The sequence below is a fragment of the Streptomyces sp. TAA486 genome (assembly GCF_000426165.1).
On sequence record NZ_AUEV01000002.1, the window covers coordinates 17,256 to 34,837 of the forward strand.

Genomic DNA, 17,582 nt, shown 5'->3' on the forward strand with positions numbered 1-17,582 from the left:
TCTGTTTTTTTGCGCCAGAAGGGCTGAGTCAGTTCGTTGACGGAGAGCGTCAACGGGTGCGCCTATGAGGCCAGTGGGACAGGTGGTGCCGGATGGCCGAGCCGTCAGAGCCCGGCGGTACCTGTGAGATGGGTGCGGTACCAGGGGGCCGCTTCGGTGAGAGCGGCCAACGGCCCCGGCCCTGGGGGCGAATCGCATGCCTGCCACAAGTCTGTGGCGTAGTGGTGGTCGAAGGCGAGCAGTGTGAGCTGGCGCGCGCTGATCCGTCCCGGGTTCTCGTCCATGAGGGCGAGGCATTCCTCCCAGGTCAACTCCCGTGTGACGGGGGGCAGTACGTCCAGCCTCGCGAGTGTCTCCAGCAGGTCCCGGTTGCGTACGGGGGTGGGGTGCACGGCGTGGTGGACGCCCTGGACCGGGCCGGAGGAGCCGCCGTGCCCGGCGAGTTGGAGCGCGGTCAGCGTCACGAGCCGCGCCAGATCGTCCACGTCGATCAGAGACAGCTGTGCCTGCCCTGCCCGCCAGAACCCCGGTACGCGGCGGACGAGTTCGGCCAGCGCCGGCACGACCCAGCGGTCTCCTCGTCCGGTGATCAGGCCCGCACGCAGCACCGCGGACCCGTGGCGCAGGGCGTGCTCCTCACCCGCGAGACGGCTGCGGCTCGCGGCGGAGCCAGGATCGGGTTTCAAATCGCCGACGGCCGCCCCTCGGTGGGGGCCACGCCCATAGACCGCGGTGGTGGACAGCTGCACGATGTGCTCCACGCCGGCGCGCCGCGCCTCCTTCATCAGTGCTTCCGTGCCCAAGTCGTTGACCTGGGTGGCCAGTTGCTCGTCGGAGCCGACGTAGGAAGCGGCGTGGACAAGGACGCGCGCACCTGAACAACTCTCATGAAGGGACTCGGGACGGGCCAGATCGGCGTGGACCAGTTCCACCTCGCCGGGCAACGGATGCTCCCGTCGGGTGAGGACCCGTACGTCCACATCGTGCCGTGCCAGGCGGCGCAGGACGGCCGAGCCGATGAAACCGCTCGCCCCCGTCAGCACGAGAGGCACCGTCATCCGGCAGCCAGCAGCGAGGAGTCGGGGCTGACGATCATCTCCGCCGCGACCTGCGGCGGCGCGATCCCAAGGAGCATGTACTGCCACAGGTCCGCGATGCGGTCGGGCAGATCGGCCCGCTTGCAGGAGAGCTTGGAGAAGTGCTGCACGCCGGTGTAGCAGCCGACGAGGAGCATCGAGAGCCGTTCGACATCGACTCCGCTTCGCAGTTGCCCTCGTTCGGCGGCAGCGGCGAGCTGGCCGCGGAAGACCTCAGCCCACTCGCGGTACGGGGAGTCGTCGTGGAAGCCGACTTCCTCCTGCTCCACCGCGAGCCGCACCCCCGCGCGCAGGAGCTTGTTGGTCTGCAGCTCGTGCGCCAGGAGGAGGGTCGTGTCGATCAGACGCTGGAGCCCGTCGGGACCGGGAGGCAGGACGACGGAGTCGCGCTGCGCGAGCATGACGGTACGGGCAAGTTCCAGCTTCGAGGAGAAGTGGAAGTAGAGGGCCCCCTGCGTGATCCCGGCGCGGTGCATGATCTCCGAGATCCTTGCCGCCTTGTAGCCTCCCTCGTCGAAAACCTCGGCTGCTGCGTCAAGAATCAACTGTCTTGTCTCGACAGCCCGTTGCTGCATCGGCTTTGCTCTTCCTGGCGCCATCGGAGCTCGCCCCCAGAAGGTTCTATCGTTTCAGGCACAGGTCACCGTCATCCTCGCACCGTCCCACCGGAGGCCCGCATGGCTCACACCCCCGCTGTGCCCGATCTCCCGGAGAGCACAGCGTACTCGTGGCCGGTACCGCGGGAGTTCGTACACAAGACGGCTCACGCGGAAGTGCTCCTGACGGGCTGGCGGCGGTGCGGGGAGCGGGAGTTCGAGGTGGGTGCCCAGTGGCCGCGGGACCACGGCTTCTGGCGCACGGACGAGCACGGCGTGCAGGATCCGATGCTGCTGGTCGAGACGACCCGGCAGGTGCTGCCGCTGATCGCGCATGCCGCCTACGGGGTGCCACCGGGGCACCAGCTGATATGGGATCACCACCACTGCGCCTTCTCCACGCCATTCTTACCCGTGACCGGCTCCCCGGCAGAGGTCGTGCTGCACCTGTCGGCCTCGGAGGCCCCGGACCGCGGCACGCGGCCGCGGCGGATAGGGCTCAGCATGACCATACGGAGTGGCGACCGGACTCTGGGCAGCGCCTCCACCGTGTACACCGCGCACAGCCCTCAGGTCTACGGCAGGCTCCGCGGGCCCAAGACCCCGGCGCCCCCGGACGCCATGGCCGCGGCTCTCACACCGCCGCCGGCACTGCCTCCCTCGCTCGTGGGCCGGGAGAGCGAGCGCGAGGTGGTGCTCGCTCCGGCCGCTGACGAGAGCGTCGGCTGCCGGCAACTGCGGGTCCTCACGACGAGCCCCTGGCTCTTTGACCACCCCGTCGACCACGCTCCCGGCATGCTGCTGATGGAGGCCGCCCGGCAGTCGGTGCACCTGGCCGCGTCACCGCACCGTCCGAGCCTGACCCGAATGGAGGCCGAGTTCCATCGCTACGTCGATCTCGACGCCCCCAGCTGGGTCGAGGTCTCCTCCGGCCCGGGCGGCGCCGCGGACGACGACCTGTCCAATGGCGAACGCACGCTGACGGTGAGCATCACCCAGCACGGCGAGAAGGCCTTCACCGCGCTCGTCGGTTTCACCACCGAGTCCGATGCCACTGCGCACGCCGAGGTGCTCGGGTAGGGTTGCCGACCCAGCCGCACACGTCACCCGGGGAGGTGGGACCGATCACCGCTGTGGAACACGGTGCTCCACTCCTCTCCCCTGCGCCTGCCGTCCCGCTGGTCTAGGCCCTGCCCGGGAGCCGGGGCCGAAGCACCTCCGGAATCCCGAGAGGCACGCCCGTATGACTGCGACTCCCCCGTCCTTCCCCTCATCGCTCTCCCGCTCGGCCCTCGCCGCCAGGCTTCGCGACGCCGGCTGTGTCTTTGCCGAGGACGAGGCGGACTTGATGCTTTCCGCCGCCCGCACGGCCGAGGAACTCGCGGCCATGGCTGAGCGCAGAGCCGCCGGATTCCCGCTCGAACACGTCCTGGGCCACGCGCAGTTCGGCGATCTGCGGATCGTGGTGGAACCGGGTGTCTTCGTCCCCCGGCGGCGCACCGAGTTCCTTGTGCGGCGGGCCGCGGAACTCACTCGTCCGGACGCCCTCGTCGTCGATCTGTGCTGCGGCTCCGGCGCGTTGGGTGCGGCACTGGCGGCGGCGGTCGCCCGGCCCGGTCAAGAGCCTTGCGGCGGGGTCGAGTTGCACGCCGCCGATATCGACCCCGCGGCGGTGCGCTGCGCGCGGCACAACGTCGCGGCCTTCGGCGGCAGTGTCCATGAGGGGGACCTTTTCGCCGGACTGCCGGCCGAACTGAGGGGGCGCATCGAGGTGCTGATCGCCAACGTCCCCTACGTACCGACGGATTCGCTGAGTCTGCTTCCGGCGGAGGCACGCGTCCACGAACCGCGTGCCGCACTGGACGGCGGCAGTGACGGACTGAACATGCTGCGGCGGGTCGCGGCATCGGCGCCGGAATGGCTCGCGCCGGGCGGGCATCTGCTGATGGAGACGACCGAGGCCCAGGTGGAGGCCGCGACCGCAGCCATGGAGGGCAGCGGGCTGACGGTGCGCGTGGACCGTTGCGAAGAGCTGGGCGCCACGGTCCTCGCCGGGACGAACACAGGTGTGGCGCGGGCGCCAACTTGCCCTCGCTAGGCGCCTGTTGAGGCGGAGGCAGAAGTCCCGGTGCCGTTGGCGGACTCCCCGGACCTCCTTGCCGCTCCCGGCGGCAGGGAGGGTGGTGCGCTCTCCTGCGCCCGGATCCGGCCGCGTTGAGTCAGCAGCGTCGCCGCGAAGGCGAGAACGAGGGCGGCGAGCACACCGAGGTTCGCGGACGCCCATCCGCCCGTCGTGCCGCCCAGACCCAGAGGCCCCAGCAGATAGCCCTGCCAGGAGAGCCAGCCGGCGGCGGCGCTGGTCACCAGGCCCCAGCCCGCGGCCGTGCCAACGGCCAGGACCGCGACGGGCAGCCAACGTACGTCACCGTACCGCCCGTTGCGGGAGAAGAGGTCGCCGTCATCGTACGGGCGGGAGCGCAGGGCGATGTCGCCGAGCATGATGCCGCACCATGCCGCCACTGGTACGCCGAGAGTGGTGAGGAAGCCGGTGAAGGAGCCGAGGAAGCCCTCGGAGAAGAACACGATGTAGACGGTCCCAACCACCATCAGAACGCCGTCGACAGCGGCCGCGGCCCAGCGCGGCACCCGCACCCCGACAGCCAACAGCGCCAGCCCGGACGAGTAGATGTCCAGCACGGCGCCGCCGACGAGCCCCAACACGGCCACGAGCGCGAACGGTACGAGGAACCACCCCGGAAGCGCACCCGTGAGGGCGCCCACAGGGTCGGCCGCGATCGCCTCGCTGAGGTCCTTCGAGGAGCCGGCGAGCAGGAGCCCGAAGACGAGGAGAACCGCAGGGGCCGCCGACGCGCCGAACGCAGTCCATCCCGCGACGGCCGCGCCCCGGGTGCGCCTCGGCAGGTAACGGGCGTAATCCGCCGCTGCGTTGACCCAGCCGAGGCCGAAACCCGTCATCATGAACACGAGCGCACCGATGACCTCCTGCGCCGATCCGGAGGGCAACGCCTGTACGGACTCCCAGTGGATCTCGTCGGCGGTCAGGACGATGTAGACGGCGGTCAGCGCGGCAGTCACCACGGTGATGGCCGTCTGCATCCGCATGATCAGATCGAACCCGATCACCCCGGCGAGCACGGTGAGCACCGAGACGACGACCAGGGCGGCGATCTTCGTGCCCGTGCCTCCGCCCCAACCCAGCCTGTCGAAGACGGTCGCCGTGGCGAGCGTCGCGAGGATCACCAGCACCGTCTCCCAGCCGACGGTCAGGACCCAGGACACCGCGGAGGGAAGCCTGTTGCCCCGTACTCCGAACGCGGCGCGGCTGAGGACCATCGTCGGTGCGGATCCGCGTTTCCCTGCCACTGCGACGAAGCCGCACAACAGGAAGGAGAAGACGATGCCCGCCATGCCGGCGGCCAGCGCCTGCCAGAACCCGATGCCGAAACCGAGCGCGAACGAGCCGTAACTCAGGCCCAGCACCGAGACATTGGATCCGAACCACGGCCAGAACAGCTGCGCGGGACGACCCTTCCGCTCGGCGTCGGCGATGACGTCGAGCCCGTTGGCCTCCACGGCGAACTTCCGCGAGGAGTTGTCCCGTACCTCGCCCTCCTGTGAGACCGCCCCAGTGCCGGGCACAGCGCCCTCCCCGTTCCGCCGGTTCCGTCGCATGGAGCCTGCTGTCGCCTTCTCACGGCGTCAAGTACGCGCCGAGGCGGTGCCGTTGAGCGTCTGCGTCAAGGGAAGTCGGCGGTCGCCGCATTCCCTCCGGGGGACACAACCACCAAGTGCCCTGCACTCGTGGCAAGTTGGACCCTCCCCGCAACCGCGTTCTGCCATGACCAGCGGTCCTGCCGAACCGCGACGCCGCGGCCGAGCGCCTCGCGGCCGACCGCTGTGCGCCCGGCGCCGGCGGACCGGCCGGCGGGAACCGGGGTGTTCTCGTGAGGAAATGCGGGGAGAGCGTGCCGGTCGGTGACCCACCTGCCCGGTTGCTGTACTGGCCGTGATAGTTGTGTGCGCCAACGAGAACGGCAGCTACACCGAATTTTCTGTACGGGCCGGAGCGGGTACGGGTGTTGCTCGTTGCGTGCCGGAACGTACCGTCTGGACAAGGGCTTTCATGGGGACGCCGACGATACAGGTCCGAGTCCTTGCCGTCGCGGGCCGACGTGTGTGGATGGCGGTGAGCGGCACACTGTGCACCGCGACGCTCAGAGTCCTGCACTACAGTCTGTGCGCCCGCGTCACGGACGAGCGGACGCAGTTCTATCTCGACCTCAACGCGGTGCAGCGCGGCGACGCGCTTCCCACGGCCGAGCTTCCACGGCTACTGCCCCCCGGCAGCCGTCTGCGCTTCCACATCGTCGGAGCGCACGAGAGTTTCCAGGTGCCACTCGGAGCCGACGCGCGGTGCCGCTTCCACTCGGACGTCGCCTCCGCATGGGCGGAGTGGTCCCGGCAGTCCTGAAGGCGGGCAACCAGGCCTGATCAGACCCAAGTCGACGGGAGTCGCTCGGGGGTGCCTGGGGTCCGGCAGAGCCGGAGCAGCGCTACGCGGCGTCCAGCACGGCGCTCACGGTCTTGCCTCCGCCGGGTGCGGTGGTGACATCCAGACGCCTGGCGAGCCGGCTGATCATCGCGATGCCCCGCCCGCTCTCGGAGTCACTCCCCGTGCGGCGAACGCGGGGCAACAGGCCGCCGTCGTCGCGGACTTCGACGGTGACGGTTCCCTCGCCGCTGCTCAGACGCAACCGGCACCGGCCCCTGCCGTGCAGCGCCGCGTTGGTGACGAGTTCGGAGACGACCAGTGTGGCCTCTTCCACCTGCCCCGCCGCCTCGGGCGGTGTGCGGGTGCCGGTGAGGAATCCGGTCGTCAACCGGCGGGCGGTGCGGGCCGACGCGGCATCCCGCGGCAGTGTGTACTCGACGCGTGCGGTGCGCCTCGACGGACGCGGGCTCACGCGCATGACGTTCACTTCCTCTCGGTTCCGGCTCCCACCCCGTGCGACCGGAGCGGCCGGATGCGCGAATCCAGACCTTCGGGTGTTCTTCCCTTGGGGCGCGGGAGCATTCTCCGGGAAACCGCTCGGACGCATCCGGTCACGGAAAATCCACCATTCCGTCGCGTTCCGCTCGAAAGCAGGCCGTACCCTCCGCATTGCCCGGCGGGTGTTCGTTCGCCGACGATCCGTTCCCGTCGGCTATTCGCCCTGGTCTCCACGGGACTTGTCCAGCGCCGTGCCGAGTTCGTCGACGACGAGATGCTCACGGTCCGTCCTGCCGGTGCGGTAGGCGGCACGTCCGACCATGTGCGCCGCCACCGGGACGGTCAGCAACTGGAAGAGGCCGACCAGGACCAGCGTTCCCAGGTCCGCCACGTTGCGCAGCCGCAGCCCGGCTCCGAGGAGGACAAGCAGCAGACCCGCGACCTGCGGCTTGGTCGCCGCATGGATGCGTGTGAGGACGTCCGGCAGCCGCACCAATCCGATGCCGGCGAGCAGACAGAGCACCGCGCCCGCCAGCATGCAGACCAGGGACGCCACGTCCGCGGCCCCCGACCAGTTGTGCTGCGTCCAGTTCATCCGCCGCTCCCCTGCTCCACCGCACCGCCGTTCGGTTCGGGGCCGCCGCCTCGTCCGCTGTCCGCGGCGGCGCTCTCCGGGCCGTCGTTCTCTCCGCCCCTTCCGTCGCCCAGGTCGGGATCCTCGCTCCCGGCCTCGTCCCGCAGCGCGAGGAAGCGGGCGATGCTCACCGAACCGGTGAAGCCCAGGAAGGAGAGGACGAGCAACACCGGGAGGTAGTACGGGATCTGCCGCACCGCAGTGAGAACGCCGATGCCGGCCATCACCACGGCGGCCAGCGCGTCGAGGGCGACTGCGCGGTCCAGCGTGGAAGGTCCGCGTACCAGACGCACGGTGACGAGCACTCCGGAGGCGAGCAGCAAGGCGATGACGATACTCAGGACCGCTTCCACGGGCCGCCCCTCCCTTCGGAGTCGCTGGTGCCGCCTGTGCCTTTGCCGGGGCCGCCGCTTCCGAGGCTGCCGCCCCCGAGTCCGTCCGAGGGCCCGCGGCCCTCCCAGGCGTCGAGCGCGGCGACGTCAGCGCGGGTGCCGAAGGCCCGTACGACGCGGTCCTCCAGGCGCAGCACCTCGTAGCGGGCCCGCTCCCGCTCCGCCTCCTCCCCGGCGCCCACCACGTGCACGAACAGCATCCCGGACGCGCGGTGCACGTCGAGGACGTTGCTGCCGGGGATGGCGGCGACCGCGACGGACGTGGCCGTCAGCAACAGGTCGCTAGGGGTGCGCATCCGTACGGCCAGCACTGCGCACTGGGGCGGCCGCGACCCGAGGATGTACCGGTTGAGGCGCCAACTGGAGACTGCCATGTCGATGACGAAGCGGACGGTGAAGCGCACGAGGCCGACGGGGCGCAGCCGCACCTGGGTCTCGATCGGCGGCAGGGGGAAGACGACGCACACGATGACGCCGACAAGGATGCCGGTGATGACGTTGGCGACGCTCGGCGTGCCCCACAACAGCACCCACACCACGGTCAGTCCGAGCACGGTCGGCCACTGTGCCGCCGGGAGACGTCTGCGTCCCCGGGGTCCGCCGCCCGGCGGTCCGGCGGCCACGGCTCCCGGCGGCCCTCCGAGTGGGGTCTCACGTGGCCCGTCCGGTCCGGTCTCCGATGGCTGGCTCATCGTCCCGTCACCGCCGTCACATAGGGCGTACGTGCCGTCAGTTCGTCCGCCACGCGAACCGTCAGCGAGGACAGCGGTCCGGCGAACACAGTGAAGGCCAGGCCGAACGCCACCAGAGCCGCGGTCGGTCCGAGCATCGCGGCCGGCGGCTGTCCGGTGGTGATGGCGCGGCCACCGAAGCTCGCGGTGTCGGCCTTCCCCGCGAGCACATCGACGTCGACCGCCCCGCTCCCTCCGGAGAAGCCCGCTCCCCCTCCCGGCACGGCAGCGGGTTCCCGCGGTGACTCCTCGTCCGTCTCGACGGTGTCGAGCACGACCCCCACCACGTACAGCTGCGGCGGTGCGGCTCGCCAGAAGCCGAGGTTCCACGCCTTGGTGAGCGCGTACAGGGTGAGCAGGCTCGTGGCCGAGCCGGCGGCGATCAGGACGTACGTCATGGCGCCGCCGTGCGCGACACCCGCGCGCAGCAGCCCGAACTTGCCCAGGAAACCCGACAGCGGCGGCACCCCGGCGAGGTTCATGGCCGGGACGAAGAAGACGAGCCCCAGGGCCGGTGAGAGTTTCGCGATGCCGCCGAGCCGCCGCAGGTCGGTGGTGACGCCGCGGCGTTCGACGAGCCCGACGACGAGGAAGAGCGTCGTCTGCACCGTGATGTGGTGCACGACGTAGAAGACCGAGCCGGCGAATCCGGCGCGGGTGGCCAGGGCGATGCCGAAGACCATGAATCCGATGTGGCTGATGAGCGTGAAGGAGAGCAGCCTCTTCAGGTCGGTCTGTGCGACCGCACCCAGGATCCCCACCAGCAGGGACAGCAGCGCGAGCACCATCAGTGCGTCGCTGAGCCTGTCGCCCGGGAAGAGCAGGGTCTGGGTGCGCAGTATCGCGTAGATGCCGACCTTGGTCAGCAGTCCCGCGAAGACGGCGGTGACGGGAGCGGGCGCCGTCGGATAGGAGTCGGGCAGCCATGCGGCGAGGGGGAAGACGGCGGCCTTGGTGCAGAAGACGGTCAGCAGGGAGATCTGCGCCAGTACGGCCACGCCGCCGGGCAGTTCGTCGAAGCGGCGGGCGAGTTCGGCCATGGTCACGGTGCCCGTGGCCGCGTAGACGACGGCGACCGCCGCGAGGAAGAGCACGGAGGAGAGCAGCGAGACGATCGCGTAGGTGGCCCCGGCCCGGATGCGCGTGACGGTGCCGCCCAGCGTCAGCAGCACATAGCTGGCGGTCAGCATGATCTCGAACCCGACGTAGAGGTTGAAGAGATCGCCGGCAAGGAAGGTGTCGGAGACCCCGGCGACCAGGACCAGGTAGGCCGGATGGAAGACCGACATGGGGGTGCCCTCCTCCCGGTCGGCCATGCCCTGGCCGATGGAGTAGAGCAGCACGCACAGCGTCACGGACGAGGAGATCACCAGCATCAGTGCCGAGAGCCTGTCGGCGACGAGGACGATGCCGACAGGCGGTTTCCAGCCTCCGGCGTACATGACCTGCGGGCCGTATCTGTCGGCGTCGATGAGCAGGACGAGCGCGACGGCGAGGACGGTCGCGAGGACGACGGTGCTGATGACCCGCTGGGTGCGCTGCAGCCGTACGCCGACGCCGAGTTTCAGCCCCGCGGCGAAGAGAGGGAGCAGCACCGGCAGGGCCACCAGCACGGAGGAAGGGCCGTCGACACCCGCGGACCCCGCGGCGATCACCTGGGGTCTCCCGACGCGCGGATGACTGAGGCGGCGGATGACGTGCCGGGGGCGCTCAACGGTCCGCCCCGAGGATCGTCTCCCACAGGTCGTCCGCCACGTCCTCGTCACTGCGTGCGGCGCGGGCGCGGTGCGGACGTGCCTCGGCGCGGGCCCGGCGCCGCGCCTCGTGGTAGTGGGCTCCGGCGCGCCGCAAACGGCGCGACACGCCCTCCTGGCCCGGCCGTTCGTCCTCCTCCCCGACGGCGAGCAACTCGCGGCGCCTGGCGCGCCGTTCACGCTCCCGTGGTGCCCGCCGTGCCTCCCCGCGGTGTTCCTCGCCGTGTTCGGCGCGGTGTGCGACGCGGAGGTCCTCCACGTCGTCCTGCACGTCGTCACTGCCGGAGAGCTGCCAGGCGCGGTAGGCCATCGCGGAGAGGAACGCGGTCAGGGCGAGGGTGATGACGATGGCGGTCAGCACGAACGCCTGCGGCAGCGGGTCCGAGATCCGCTGGGGCCCGAAGACCTTGTAGAGCAGCGGCGCACGGGAGGCCGCCCCGGACGAGGCGAGCAGCAGGAGGTTGACGCCGTTGCCGATCACGACCGTGCCGAGGACGATGCGGGTGAGTGGGCGGCTGAGCAGCAGGACCGTGCCGGCGGCGATGAGTGCGCCGCCGGTGGCGACCAGCGCGACCGTCTCGTTCATCTTCCGGCCTCCCCGCCGGCGCGGGCTCCGCTGTCGTTCTCGCGGAGTGCTCTCTCGACGCGGCGGTCGATCTCGGAGCCGAGGCTGCGCAGCACGTCCAGCACGACTCCCAGGACGAGCAGGTAGATGCCGGTGTCGAAGAGCACGGGGCTGGCCGCGTGGAACTTCTCGATGACCGGCAACTCCCCGTGGTAGGTGCCCGATCGGAGCACCGAGCCGCCCAGTACCAGCCCGGCGAGTCCGGTCGCGGTCATCGTCATCAGCCCGAGCCCGAGCAGGAAGCCGGCGTCGAACGGTGCGGCCGCGTCGAGTTCGTACCGTCCGCCCGCCAGATAGCGCACCGCCAGCGCCAGCCCGGCGACGAGGCCCGCGCTGAAGCCGCCGCCCGGCAGATTCTCGGCGCAGAAAAGCAGGTAGAGGGAGAGCACGACGATGGGGTGGAACACCAGCCGCGCCAGCACCTCGAAGATCACGGAGCGTCGTTCGGGGTCGAGGGTGCCGCTGGCGGTCAGCCATGTGCGGCGGGGAACGGCGCCCGCTCCGCGGCGTGGTGGCGGTGCGCCGCTCTCGACGTGTTCCGCGTGCACGGGCCACACGTGCCCGGCGCGCTGGGTACCGCGGGCCTCCACGCCGAGGCCGCGGCGCACATGGGCGGACGGGCCCGCGCCCGGCGGCACGGCTGCGGTCGGCCAGGCCGTCACGGGGCTCCCGGAGCGGCGGCGCAGGAAGACGAGACTGGTCACGCCGACGGCGGCGACGCCGAGCACGGCGGACTCACCCAGGGTGTCCCAGGAGCGCAGGTCCACGAGGGTCGTGGAGACGACATTCTTCAGCCCGTGATGTGAGGTGGCGGTGATCAGTTCGGGGCCGGCGGGCAGTGCCTCCCGGGCGGTTCCGGCCACGTACGTCAGTACGGCGGCGAAGCCTCCCGCGGCCAGACCGGTGACAAGCCGCGTGACGCGCCGCAGCGTGCTGGTCCGCCGCTCGTCGGGAAAGCGGGCCGGCAGTCTGCGCAGCACGAGCACGAACACCACGAGGGAGACGGTCTCCACGGCGAACTGGGTCAGTGCCAGGTCCGGTGCGCCGTGCAGCACGTACAGCACCGCTGTGCCGTAGCCGGTCACGCCGGCCAGGACCACCGCCGTCATGCGCTGCCGGGACGCCACGCACAGAGCGGCCACCATGCAGACCACGACGGCCACGCCGAGCTGCGGTACGGAATCGAACCAGCGCACCGGCCCGGTGTGCTGCCACGGCGGGTCGACGATCATGGCGGTGCTCTGTGCGGCGATCAGCACGGCGAGGACGGTTCCGAGGTAGACCGGCAGTGATCCGCGTTGCACGGTTCCGGTGACCTCGAGTGCGGTGCGTTCGAGGCCCGACAGCAGGCGGGCGAAGACCTGCTTGGCGTCCGGGACCGCCAGCCTCTCCCCCAGGCCCTCCAGCTGACGCGCCATGAGGAAGAGTGCGCCGCCCGCGAGCCAGGAGAGAGCGGACAGCAGGAGCGAGACGCTCGGCTCGTGCCACAGGGCTAGCCGGTACGCCTCCCCTGGTGCGGGAAACGCGCGGGCGTAGCGGGCGAGCAGCGGCGCGATGCTGAAGACGGCCGGTCCCAGGGCCACTCCGGCCAGCACGCACACGGTGGCGGGTGCGGTCAGGAGCACGCCGGTGCGGGCCCGCATGGGCGTGGGTTCATGGATGCCGTCACCGGTGGGCTTCGTGGCGAATGCCCCCCACAGGAAGCGCAGGGTGTACGCCACGGTGAGCGCCGAGCCGGCTGTGACCGCCGCCGTCACCGCGACCGACGCCGAGCCGGGCAGCCCCGCGCTGCCGGTGTGCAGGAGGGCGGCGAACGCGGCCTCCTTCGCGGCGAATCCGAGCATGGGCGGCAGCGCCGCCATGGACATCCCCGCCGTCACGGCGACGGTGCAGACGAGGGGCATGGAGCGTGCCAGCCCCGAGAGCCGGTCCATCTGCCGGGTTCCGGTCGCGTGGTCGATGATGCCGACGACGAGGAAGAGCGGGGCCTTGAACAGGGCGTGCGCCAGCAGCATGGCCGTACCGGCGAGCGCCGCGTCGCGTGTGCCCGTGCCGGTCAGGACGATGAGGAAGCCGAGCTGGCTGACAGTGCCGAAGGCCAGCAGCCGCTTGAGGTCCTTCTCGCGCAGGGCGCGCCATCCGCCGAGCAGCATCGTCGCCGCCCCGAACGCGAGCACCGTCACCTGCCAGGGCGGTGCGTGCGCGTAGGCGGGAGCCAGTCGTGCCACGAGGTAGACACCGGCCTTGACCATGGCGGCGGCGTGCAGATACGCGGAGACGGGTGTCGGTGCGGCCATGGCTCCGGGCAGCCAGAAGCTGAACGGCCACAGGGCGGACTTCGACAGCGCTCCGGCGAGGATCAGCACGATCGCGACGGCTACGGTCCCGTCCGCGGGCGGCGGGCCGTCGAGGATGGCGGAGATGCGGTACGTGCCCGCCGCATGGCCCAGCATCAGGAACCCGACGAGCATGGCCAGTCCGCCGGCAACGGTCACGATCAGCGCCTGAAGCGCCGCGAGGCGGTTGCGACGGCGCTCCGGTACGTGGCCGATGAGGAGGAAGGAGAAGACCGTGGTCAGCTCCCACATGACGTACAGGACGATCAGGTCGTCGGCGAGGACGAGGCCGAGCATCGCACCGGCGAACGCGGTGAAGGTCCCCGCGAACTGGCCCAGCGAGAACGCCGGGCGGCTGAAGTAGCCCGCGCAGTAGACCAGCGCCAGGGCGCCGATGCCGCCGACGACGGCCACCATCAGCAGGGCGAGCGCGTCACATCGCAGGTCCAGGACCACGTCCAGGGCGGGCATCCACGGCCACCGCTCGACGAGCACCTCCCCGTCCGCGACGTCCGCGTAATGCCAGGCCGCCCATCCCAGTGCCGAGGCCGGGATCAGGGCCAGGAGGAGGAACGCGCGCGTGCCGGTCCATCGCACCAGGAGCGGAGCACAGCAGGCTCCGGCGAAGTGGAGGAGGATCAGCGACAGCACAGCGCGAATGATTCCATGATGAATCAGTCATTCTGCGCACAAAAGTGCTCAATCGAATTCTGAAACGGACGCAATCTGGGTGCGGGGGGCACGCTCCGGCCCCAGTGAGCGACTCCCGCGTGCGTGCCGATGACATGCACCGGTGCACACGGCCTCCGACCTGCGCACTTCAGGGTCGGCCCTCCTCGCGGACGCCGGGACCCCCGTGGACTCCCGGGTCGCCAACACCCGCCACTGCGGCAGGAGTTCCGCGGGCGCACCCGGGCCAGACCAAGGCCCCGCCCGGCAAATCACCCGTGTGCCAGTTTCCCTGCTCACGCACTTTCTGTGACTCTTGGAGAACTCAGGGTGACCATCCCCGACATCAGGAGTCCCCCATGATCCTCAGCATCTCCGGCGTCCTCCTGCTCGGCTTCATCATCTTCCTCTTCACCCGCAAGGACGGGCTCAAGATCTCGCATGCGCTGGTGTGTGCCCTCTTCGGCTTCTACCTGGCGGGCACGGCTCTCGCCCCCAGCATCAAGGCGGGGGGCGCCAGCCTCGCGGGGCTGCTCAGCGGACTGAAGTTCTAACGCGGCGCGCACGGCGCGTGCGCGGGCCGGCTCGTCCCGCGCGCTGTGCGGCGCATTCGTCACAGGAGGTTCCGTGGTGCGTTGGCCGTTCCCCCGGCAGCCGGCGGGTACGGGTGCCGCCGTGCGTCCGGCCCGCCGCGCCCTGCGGGCCGGTGCCGCCGGAGCGCTGGACGTACTGCATCCGCTCATCGTGGTCGTACGCGGTCTGGCGCGGCTGACGATGCTGGTGCTGCGCTGGTGGGCCCGGGCGCCCAAGGACCGGCGCGGCCCCGTGTTCTTCCTGGCCGCAGTGGCCGTGATGGTGGTGGCGCTGATGCCGTGGGGTCCGGCGTTCGCCATCGCGGTCGTTGTCGGCGCAGCCGCCTGGCAAGGACGCGACGGTGCGCGGACGGTCGCCGGAGCCGCCCGTGAGGATGCGGAGAACGCGCGCCTCCAAGCCGTCTACGACGCGCTGGTGCCCTTCTTCACTCTGCAGAACGACCCCGACCCGGACCCGATCTACGCACACGACGGAGCGTGGGAACGAGCCTTCGAGGAGGCCGAGTTCACCGATGAGGGCCGCATCGAACGCCTTCTGGTGCGGTATCCGGCCCACTTCCCCGACGGCGACCCCGCGCACCGGCTGGCGGTGGAGCAGCGGCTGGGCGCCAAATCCGGACGGGACCGCGAGTACCGCTTCGTATGGGACGAGGAGCGCAACCAGCTCGAGATGACCGTCCCCGGTCCCCTGCCGCAGGGCATCAGGGCCCAGCGGTTCGTGACGGGCCCCGGCGAGATCGTGCTCGGGTTCACGGACGCCGAGGCGGTGCACCGCCGTATCCCGGTGAACGACGGTGAGCAGGCACTCGACGTCCCGCCGGTGGTGTGGCGCACGGGTGCACGCTCGGCCGAGTCCCATCTCCTGGTTGTCGGTGCCCCGGGCGCGGGTTCGAGCACACTGCTGCGTTCGGTGGTGCTCCAAGCGCTCCAGCACGGAGATGTTCTCGTGGTGGACGGCAGCGGCTCCGGCGAGTTCGCATGCCTGACGGGGCGCGACGGCGTGCTGGCCGTGGAGACCTCGGCGGGCGGGGCCGTGGCGTCGTTGGAGTGGGTGGTGCACGAGACGGAACGGCGGCTGACAGCGGCGAGCCGCGCGCGGCAGGCCGGCCACCCCGTTCCGGAGGACGCGCGGCGGCCGCTGTGGGTGGTCGTCGACCGGCCCGCGGCAGTCAGCCATCTCGCGCGCACGGAGGGGCGGCGCGACCCTCGGGAGCTCCTTCAGGTGCCGCTGCGTCACGGGCGCGCGGCGCAGGTGACGGTGGCGGTGGCGGAGCACTTCGAGTGCGCCGACGAGCTGGGCCGGGCGGTGCGCTCGCAGACCAGGGCGCGGGTCCTGCTCGGCGATGCCTCGCCGGAGGAGATGTGGGCTGTGCTCGGCGAGGCCACGGTCCCGCCGCCCGGCACGCACGCGGCGCCGGGGCGTGGCTTCGCGCGGCTCGGCGCGGGGCCGGTGCTCCGGCTTCAGGTGCCGGCGGCGCCCGACCCCCTGGACGACGCGGCGGGTGAGGCCGAACGGCAGGCCGTGCTGGGGCTGTTGCCCCCGCTGACCGCGTCGCAGGCCCGGGCGCTGGGGGCGCAGGCCGGGCAGGCGTCCGACGCGTCGCGTGCGAAACCGGAGGCGAAGGCTCAGGCCACGTAGGTGCGGGGTACGTCGCCGTCGGCGACCGCGCCCGTACGGACGAGGTCCGCCGCCTTGGCCAGACGGGCGACAGCTTCGTCGACGACCGGTCCGGCGACCGTGAACAGCAGCCGCACGTAGCCCTCGAAGGCCCCGTCGACCCCGAAGCGGGTTCCGGCCGGCACCCGCACCCCGATCCGCTCCCCCGCGTCGGCGATGCGCGAGCCGGACAGGCCGCCTGTACGTGTCCACAGGGTCAGTCCGCCGCGGGGAACGGTGAACTCCCAGTCGGGCAGCCTGTCATGGAGCGCGGCAACGAGCGCGTCCCGGTTCTCGCGGGCTCCCGCCCGGCGTGCGGCGACCGCCGCTTCCCAGCCGTCGCCCGTCATCAGCCGTGCCACGGCGAGCTGTTCGAGTACCGGGCTGCCCAAGTCGGCGTAGACACGGGCCGCGACGAGGCTGCGGATCACCTCGGGTGCCGCCCTGACCCAGCCGATGCGCAGCCCTGCCCAGACGGCCTTGCTGACGGAGCCGACGGTGATCACGGCGGAGCCGCCGGGGTCGAACGCGGCCATGGGGCGCGGCAGTTCGACGTCCTCGTCCAGCGTCAGGTCGGTCATGGACTCGTCGGCCACGAGAACCGTACCGGCGGCGCGTGCCGCCGCCACCATCTCCCGCCGCTGGTCGTCCGGTGCGAGTGCGCCCGTGGGGTTGTGATAGTCGGCGATGACGTACGCCATGCGCGGGGCGCTCTCCCGGAACGCCTGCCGCCAGGCGGGCAGATCCCAGCCGGCCAGGCCGTCGGCCATCGGTACGGGCACGAGACGGGCGCCCGCGTCGCGCAGCAGGTGCAGGACGTTGGCGTACGAGGGGTGTTCGACGGCGACGCGTTCGCTGCGCGGGACCAGCAGCCGTGCGAGCGCGGCTACGGCGCCCATCGCGCCGGTGGTGACCATGATCTGCTCGGGCATCGTCGGGACGCCGCGGGCGGTGTAGCGAGCGGCGAGTGCCTCACGCAGGGCGGGCAGTCCTCCGGGGTAGTTCCCGTGGGTGTCCGTGTAGGGCGCGAGGTCCGAGACCGCGCCCTGGAAGGCATCGGTGAGGTGCGGCTCGGGGGCCAGGAAGGTCGCACAGGCCAGATCGATCACGGACCCGGCGGACTCGGGCGGCAGCGGCTCCAGCCCGCGCGTGGGCAGCGGCTTGCCGGCAGGCACGGCGGTCCAGCTGCCCGAGCCGCGCCGGGAGGCGAGAAATCCTTCGCTGCGCAGCGCCTCGAAGGCGGCGGCCACGGTCGTACGGCTGACGCGCAGCGCCGCGGCGAGCTCCCGCTCGGCGGGAAGACGGGCGGCCACCGGGATGCGGCCCTCGAGCACGAGGAGGCGCACACCGTCGGCGAGTGAACGATAGGCCGGTACGCGGTGACCTGCGTCGGCCGCAGTGGCCGCGCGCTGCGACGCCAGCAGTCTGGACAGCTGCGGAGCACCCACGGCTGAGGTCCACTGCACCATGATTGCGGTCCACCTCTC

16 protein-coding genes are annotated in these 17,582 nt (G+C 71.3%); 5 read left to right on the forward strand and 11 right to left on the reverse strand.

Annotated elements, in window-relative coordinates; genetic code table 11:
- Positions 1–104 precede the first annotated feature (104 nt).
- Positions 105–1,058 carry an NAD-dependent epimerase/dehydratase family protein gene (locus I004_RS32070; protein ID WP_037974990.1) on the reverse strand — a complete coding sequence of 318 codons (954 nt, stop codon included), beginning with the start codon at positions 1,056–1,058 and terminating at the stop codon, positions 105–107.
- Positions 1,055–1,696, reverse strand: coding sequence for a ScbR family autoregulator-binding transcription factor (locus tag I004_RS0104040; protein WP_486579727.1), 642 nt, complete (start codon positions 1,694–1,696; stop codon positions 1,055–1,057). The genes I004_RS32070 and I004_RS0104040 overlap by 4 nt, the downstream gene beginning before the upstream one ends.
- Before the next feature lie 78 nt (positions 1,697–1,774).
- Here I004_RS0104040 and I004_RS32075 point away from each other — a divergent pair, with 78 nt between their 5' ends.
- Both I004_RS32075 and I004_RS32080 read left to right on the forward strand, forming a co-directional pair.
- Entirely contained in the window at positions 1,775–2,773 is a 999-nt protein-coding gene (locus tag I004_RS32075; protein WP_051344690.1) for a ScbA/BarX family gamma-butyrolactone biosynthesis protein, read from the forward strand.
- A 163-nt stretch (positions 2,774–2,936) separates the two neighbouring features.
- On the forward strand, positions 2,937–3,791 hold the full coding sequence (locus tag I004_RS32080) for a putative protein N(5)-glutamine methyltransferase (protein WP_037974992.1): 855 nt from the start codon (positions 2,937–2,939) through the stop codon (positions 3,789–3,791).
- Here the strand turns inward: I004_RS32080 and I004_RS32085 are convergent.
- The gene (locus I004_RS32085; RefSeq protein WP_078510879.1) at positions 3,788–5,287 is read right to left on the reverse strand and encodes a cytosine permease; all 1,500 of its coding nucleotides are present in this window, start codon (positions 5,285–5,287) and stop codon (positions 3,788–3,790) included. The two genes, I004_RS32080 and I004_RS32085, sit on opposite strands and share 4 nt — an antisense overlap.
- Before the next feature lie 613 nt (positions 5,288–5,900).
- Here I004_RS32085 and I004_RS37395 point away from each other — a divergent pair.
- Positions 5,901–6,185 carry a hypothetical protein gene (locus tag I004_RS37395; protein WP_158676996.1) on the forward strand — a complete coding sequence of 95 codons (285 nt, stop codon included), beginning with the start codon at positions 5,901–5,903 and terminating at the stop codon, positions 6,183–6,185.
- A gap of 82 nt (positions 6,186–6,267) precedes the next feature.
- Here I004_RS37395 and I004_RS0104070 read toward each other — a convergent pair whose 3' ends face one another.
- The 7 genes from I004_RS0104070 to I004_RS0104100 all read right to left on the reverse strand — a co-directional run bounded on the left by I004_RS0104070 (position 6,268) and on the right by I004_RS0104100 (position 13,827).
- Positions 6,268–6,684, reverse strand: a complete 417-nt coding sequence (locus I004_RS0104070) for an ATP-binding protein (RefSeq protein WP_051344768.1) — start codon at positions 6,682–6,684, stop codon at positions 6,268–6,270.
- 234 nt (positions 6,685–6,918) lie between these two features.
- On the reverse strand, positions 6,919–7,299 hold the full coding sequence (mnhG, locus tag I004_RS0104075) for a monovalent cation/H(+) antiporter subunit G (protein ID WP_051344692.1): 381 nt from the start codon (positions 7,297–7,299) through the stop codon (positions 6,919–6,921).
- Positions 7,296–7,691, reverse strand: a complete 396-nt coding sequence (locus I004_RS37980; protein WP_078510807.1) for a monovalent cation/H+ antiporter complex subunit F — start codon at positions 7,689–7,691, stop codon at positions 7,296–7,298. The genes mnhG and I004_RS37980 overlap by 4 nt, the downstream gene beginning before the upstream one ends.
- A complete protein-coding gene (locus I004_RS32100) occupies positions 7,676–8,353 on the reverse strand; it encodes a Na+/H+ antiporter subunit E (RefSeq protein WP_486579792.1) in 678 nt (225 codons plus the stop codon). Before I004_RS32100 ends, I004_RS37980 begins: the two co-directional genes overlap by 16 nt.
- A 65-nt stretch (positions 8,354–8,418) precedes the next feature.
- Positions 8,419–10,113 carry a Na+/H+ antiporter subunit D gene (locus I004_RS0104090; RefSeq protein ID WP_051344769.1) on the reverse strand — a complete coding sequence of 565 codons (1,695 nt, stop codon included), beginning with the start codon at positions 10,111–10,113 and terminating at the stop codon, positions 8,419–8,421.
- A gap of 58 nt (positions 10,114–10,171) precedes the next feature.
- Positions 10,172–10,801, reverse strand: coding sequence for a Na(+)/H(+) antiporter subunit C (locus I004_RS0104095; protein ID WP_028434431.1), 630 nt, complete (start codon positions 10,799–10,801; stop codon positions 10,172–10,174).
- Positions 10,798–13,827: a Na+/H+ antiporter subunit A gene (locus tag I004_RS0104100; protein ID WP_028434432.1), complete on the reverse strand. Its 3,030-nt coding sequence runs from the start codon at positions 13,825–13,827 to the stop codon at positions 10,798–10,800. The genes I004_RS0104095 and I004_RS0104100 overlap by 4 nt, the downstream gene beginning before the upstream one ends.
- 377 nt (positions 13,828–14,204) lie before the next feature.
- Here I004_RS0104100 and I004_RS0104105 point away from each other — a divergent pair, with 377 nt between their 5' ends.
- Positions 14,205–14,399: a hypothetical protein gene (locus I004_RS0104105; RefSeq protein ID WP_028434433.1), complete on the forward strand. Its 195-nt coding sequence runs from the start codon at positions 14,205–14,207 to the stop codon at positions 14,397–14,399.
- A gap of 73 nt (positions 14,400–14,472) precedes the next feature.
- On the forward strand, positions 14,473–16,077 hold the full coding sequence (locus tag I004_RS32105; RefSeq protein ID WP_078510809.1) for an FtsK/SpoIIIE domain-containing protein: 1,605 nt from the start codon (positions 14,473–14,475) through the stop codon (positions 16,075–16,077).
- On the opposite strand, the gene yczR is transcribed toward I004_RS32105, so the two are convergent.
- The gene (yczR, locus tag I004_RS0104115) at positions 16,065–17,564 is read right to left on the reverse strand and encodes a MocR-like transcription factor YczR (protein ID WP_028434434.1); all 1,500 of its coding nucleotides are present in this window, start codon (positions 17,562–17,564) and stop codon (positions 16,065–16,067) included. The genes I004_RS32105 and yczR overlap by 13 nt on opposite strands.
- Positions 17,565–17,582 lie beyond the last annotated feature (18 nt).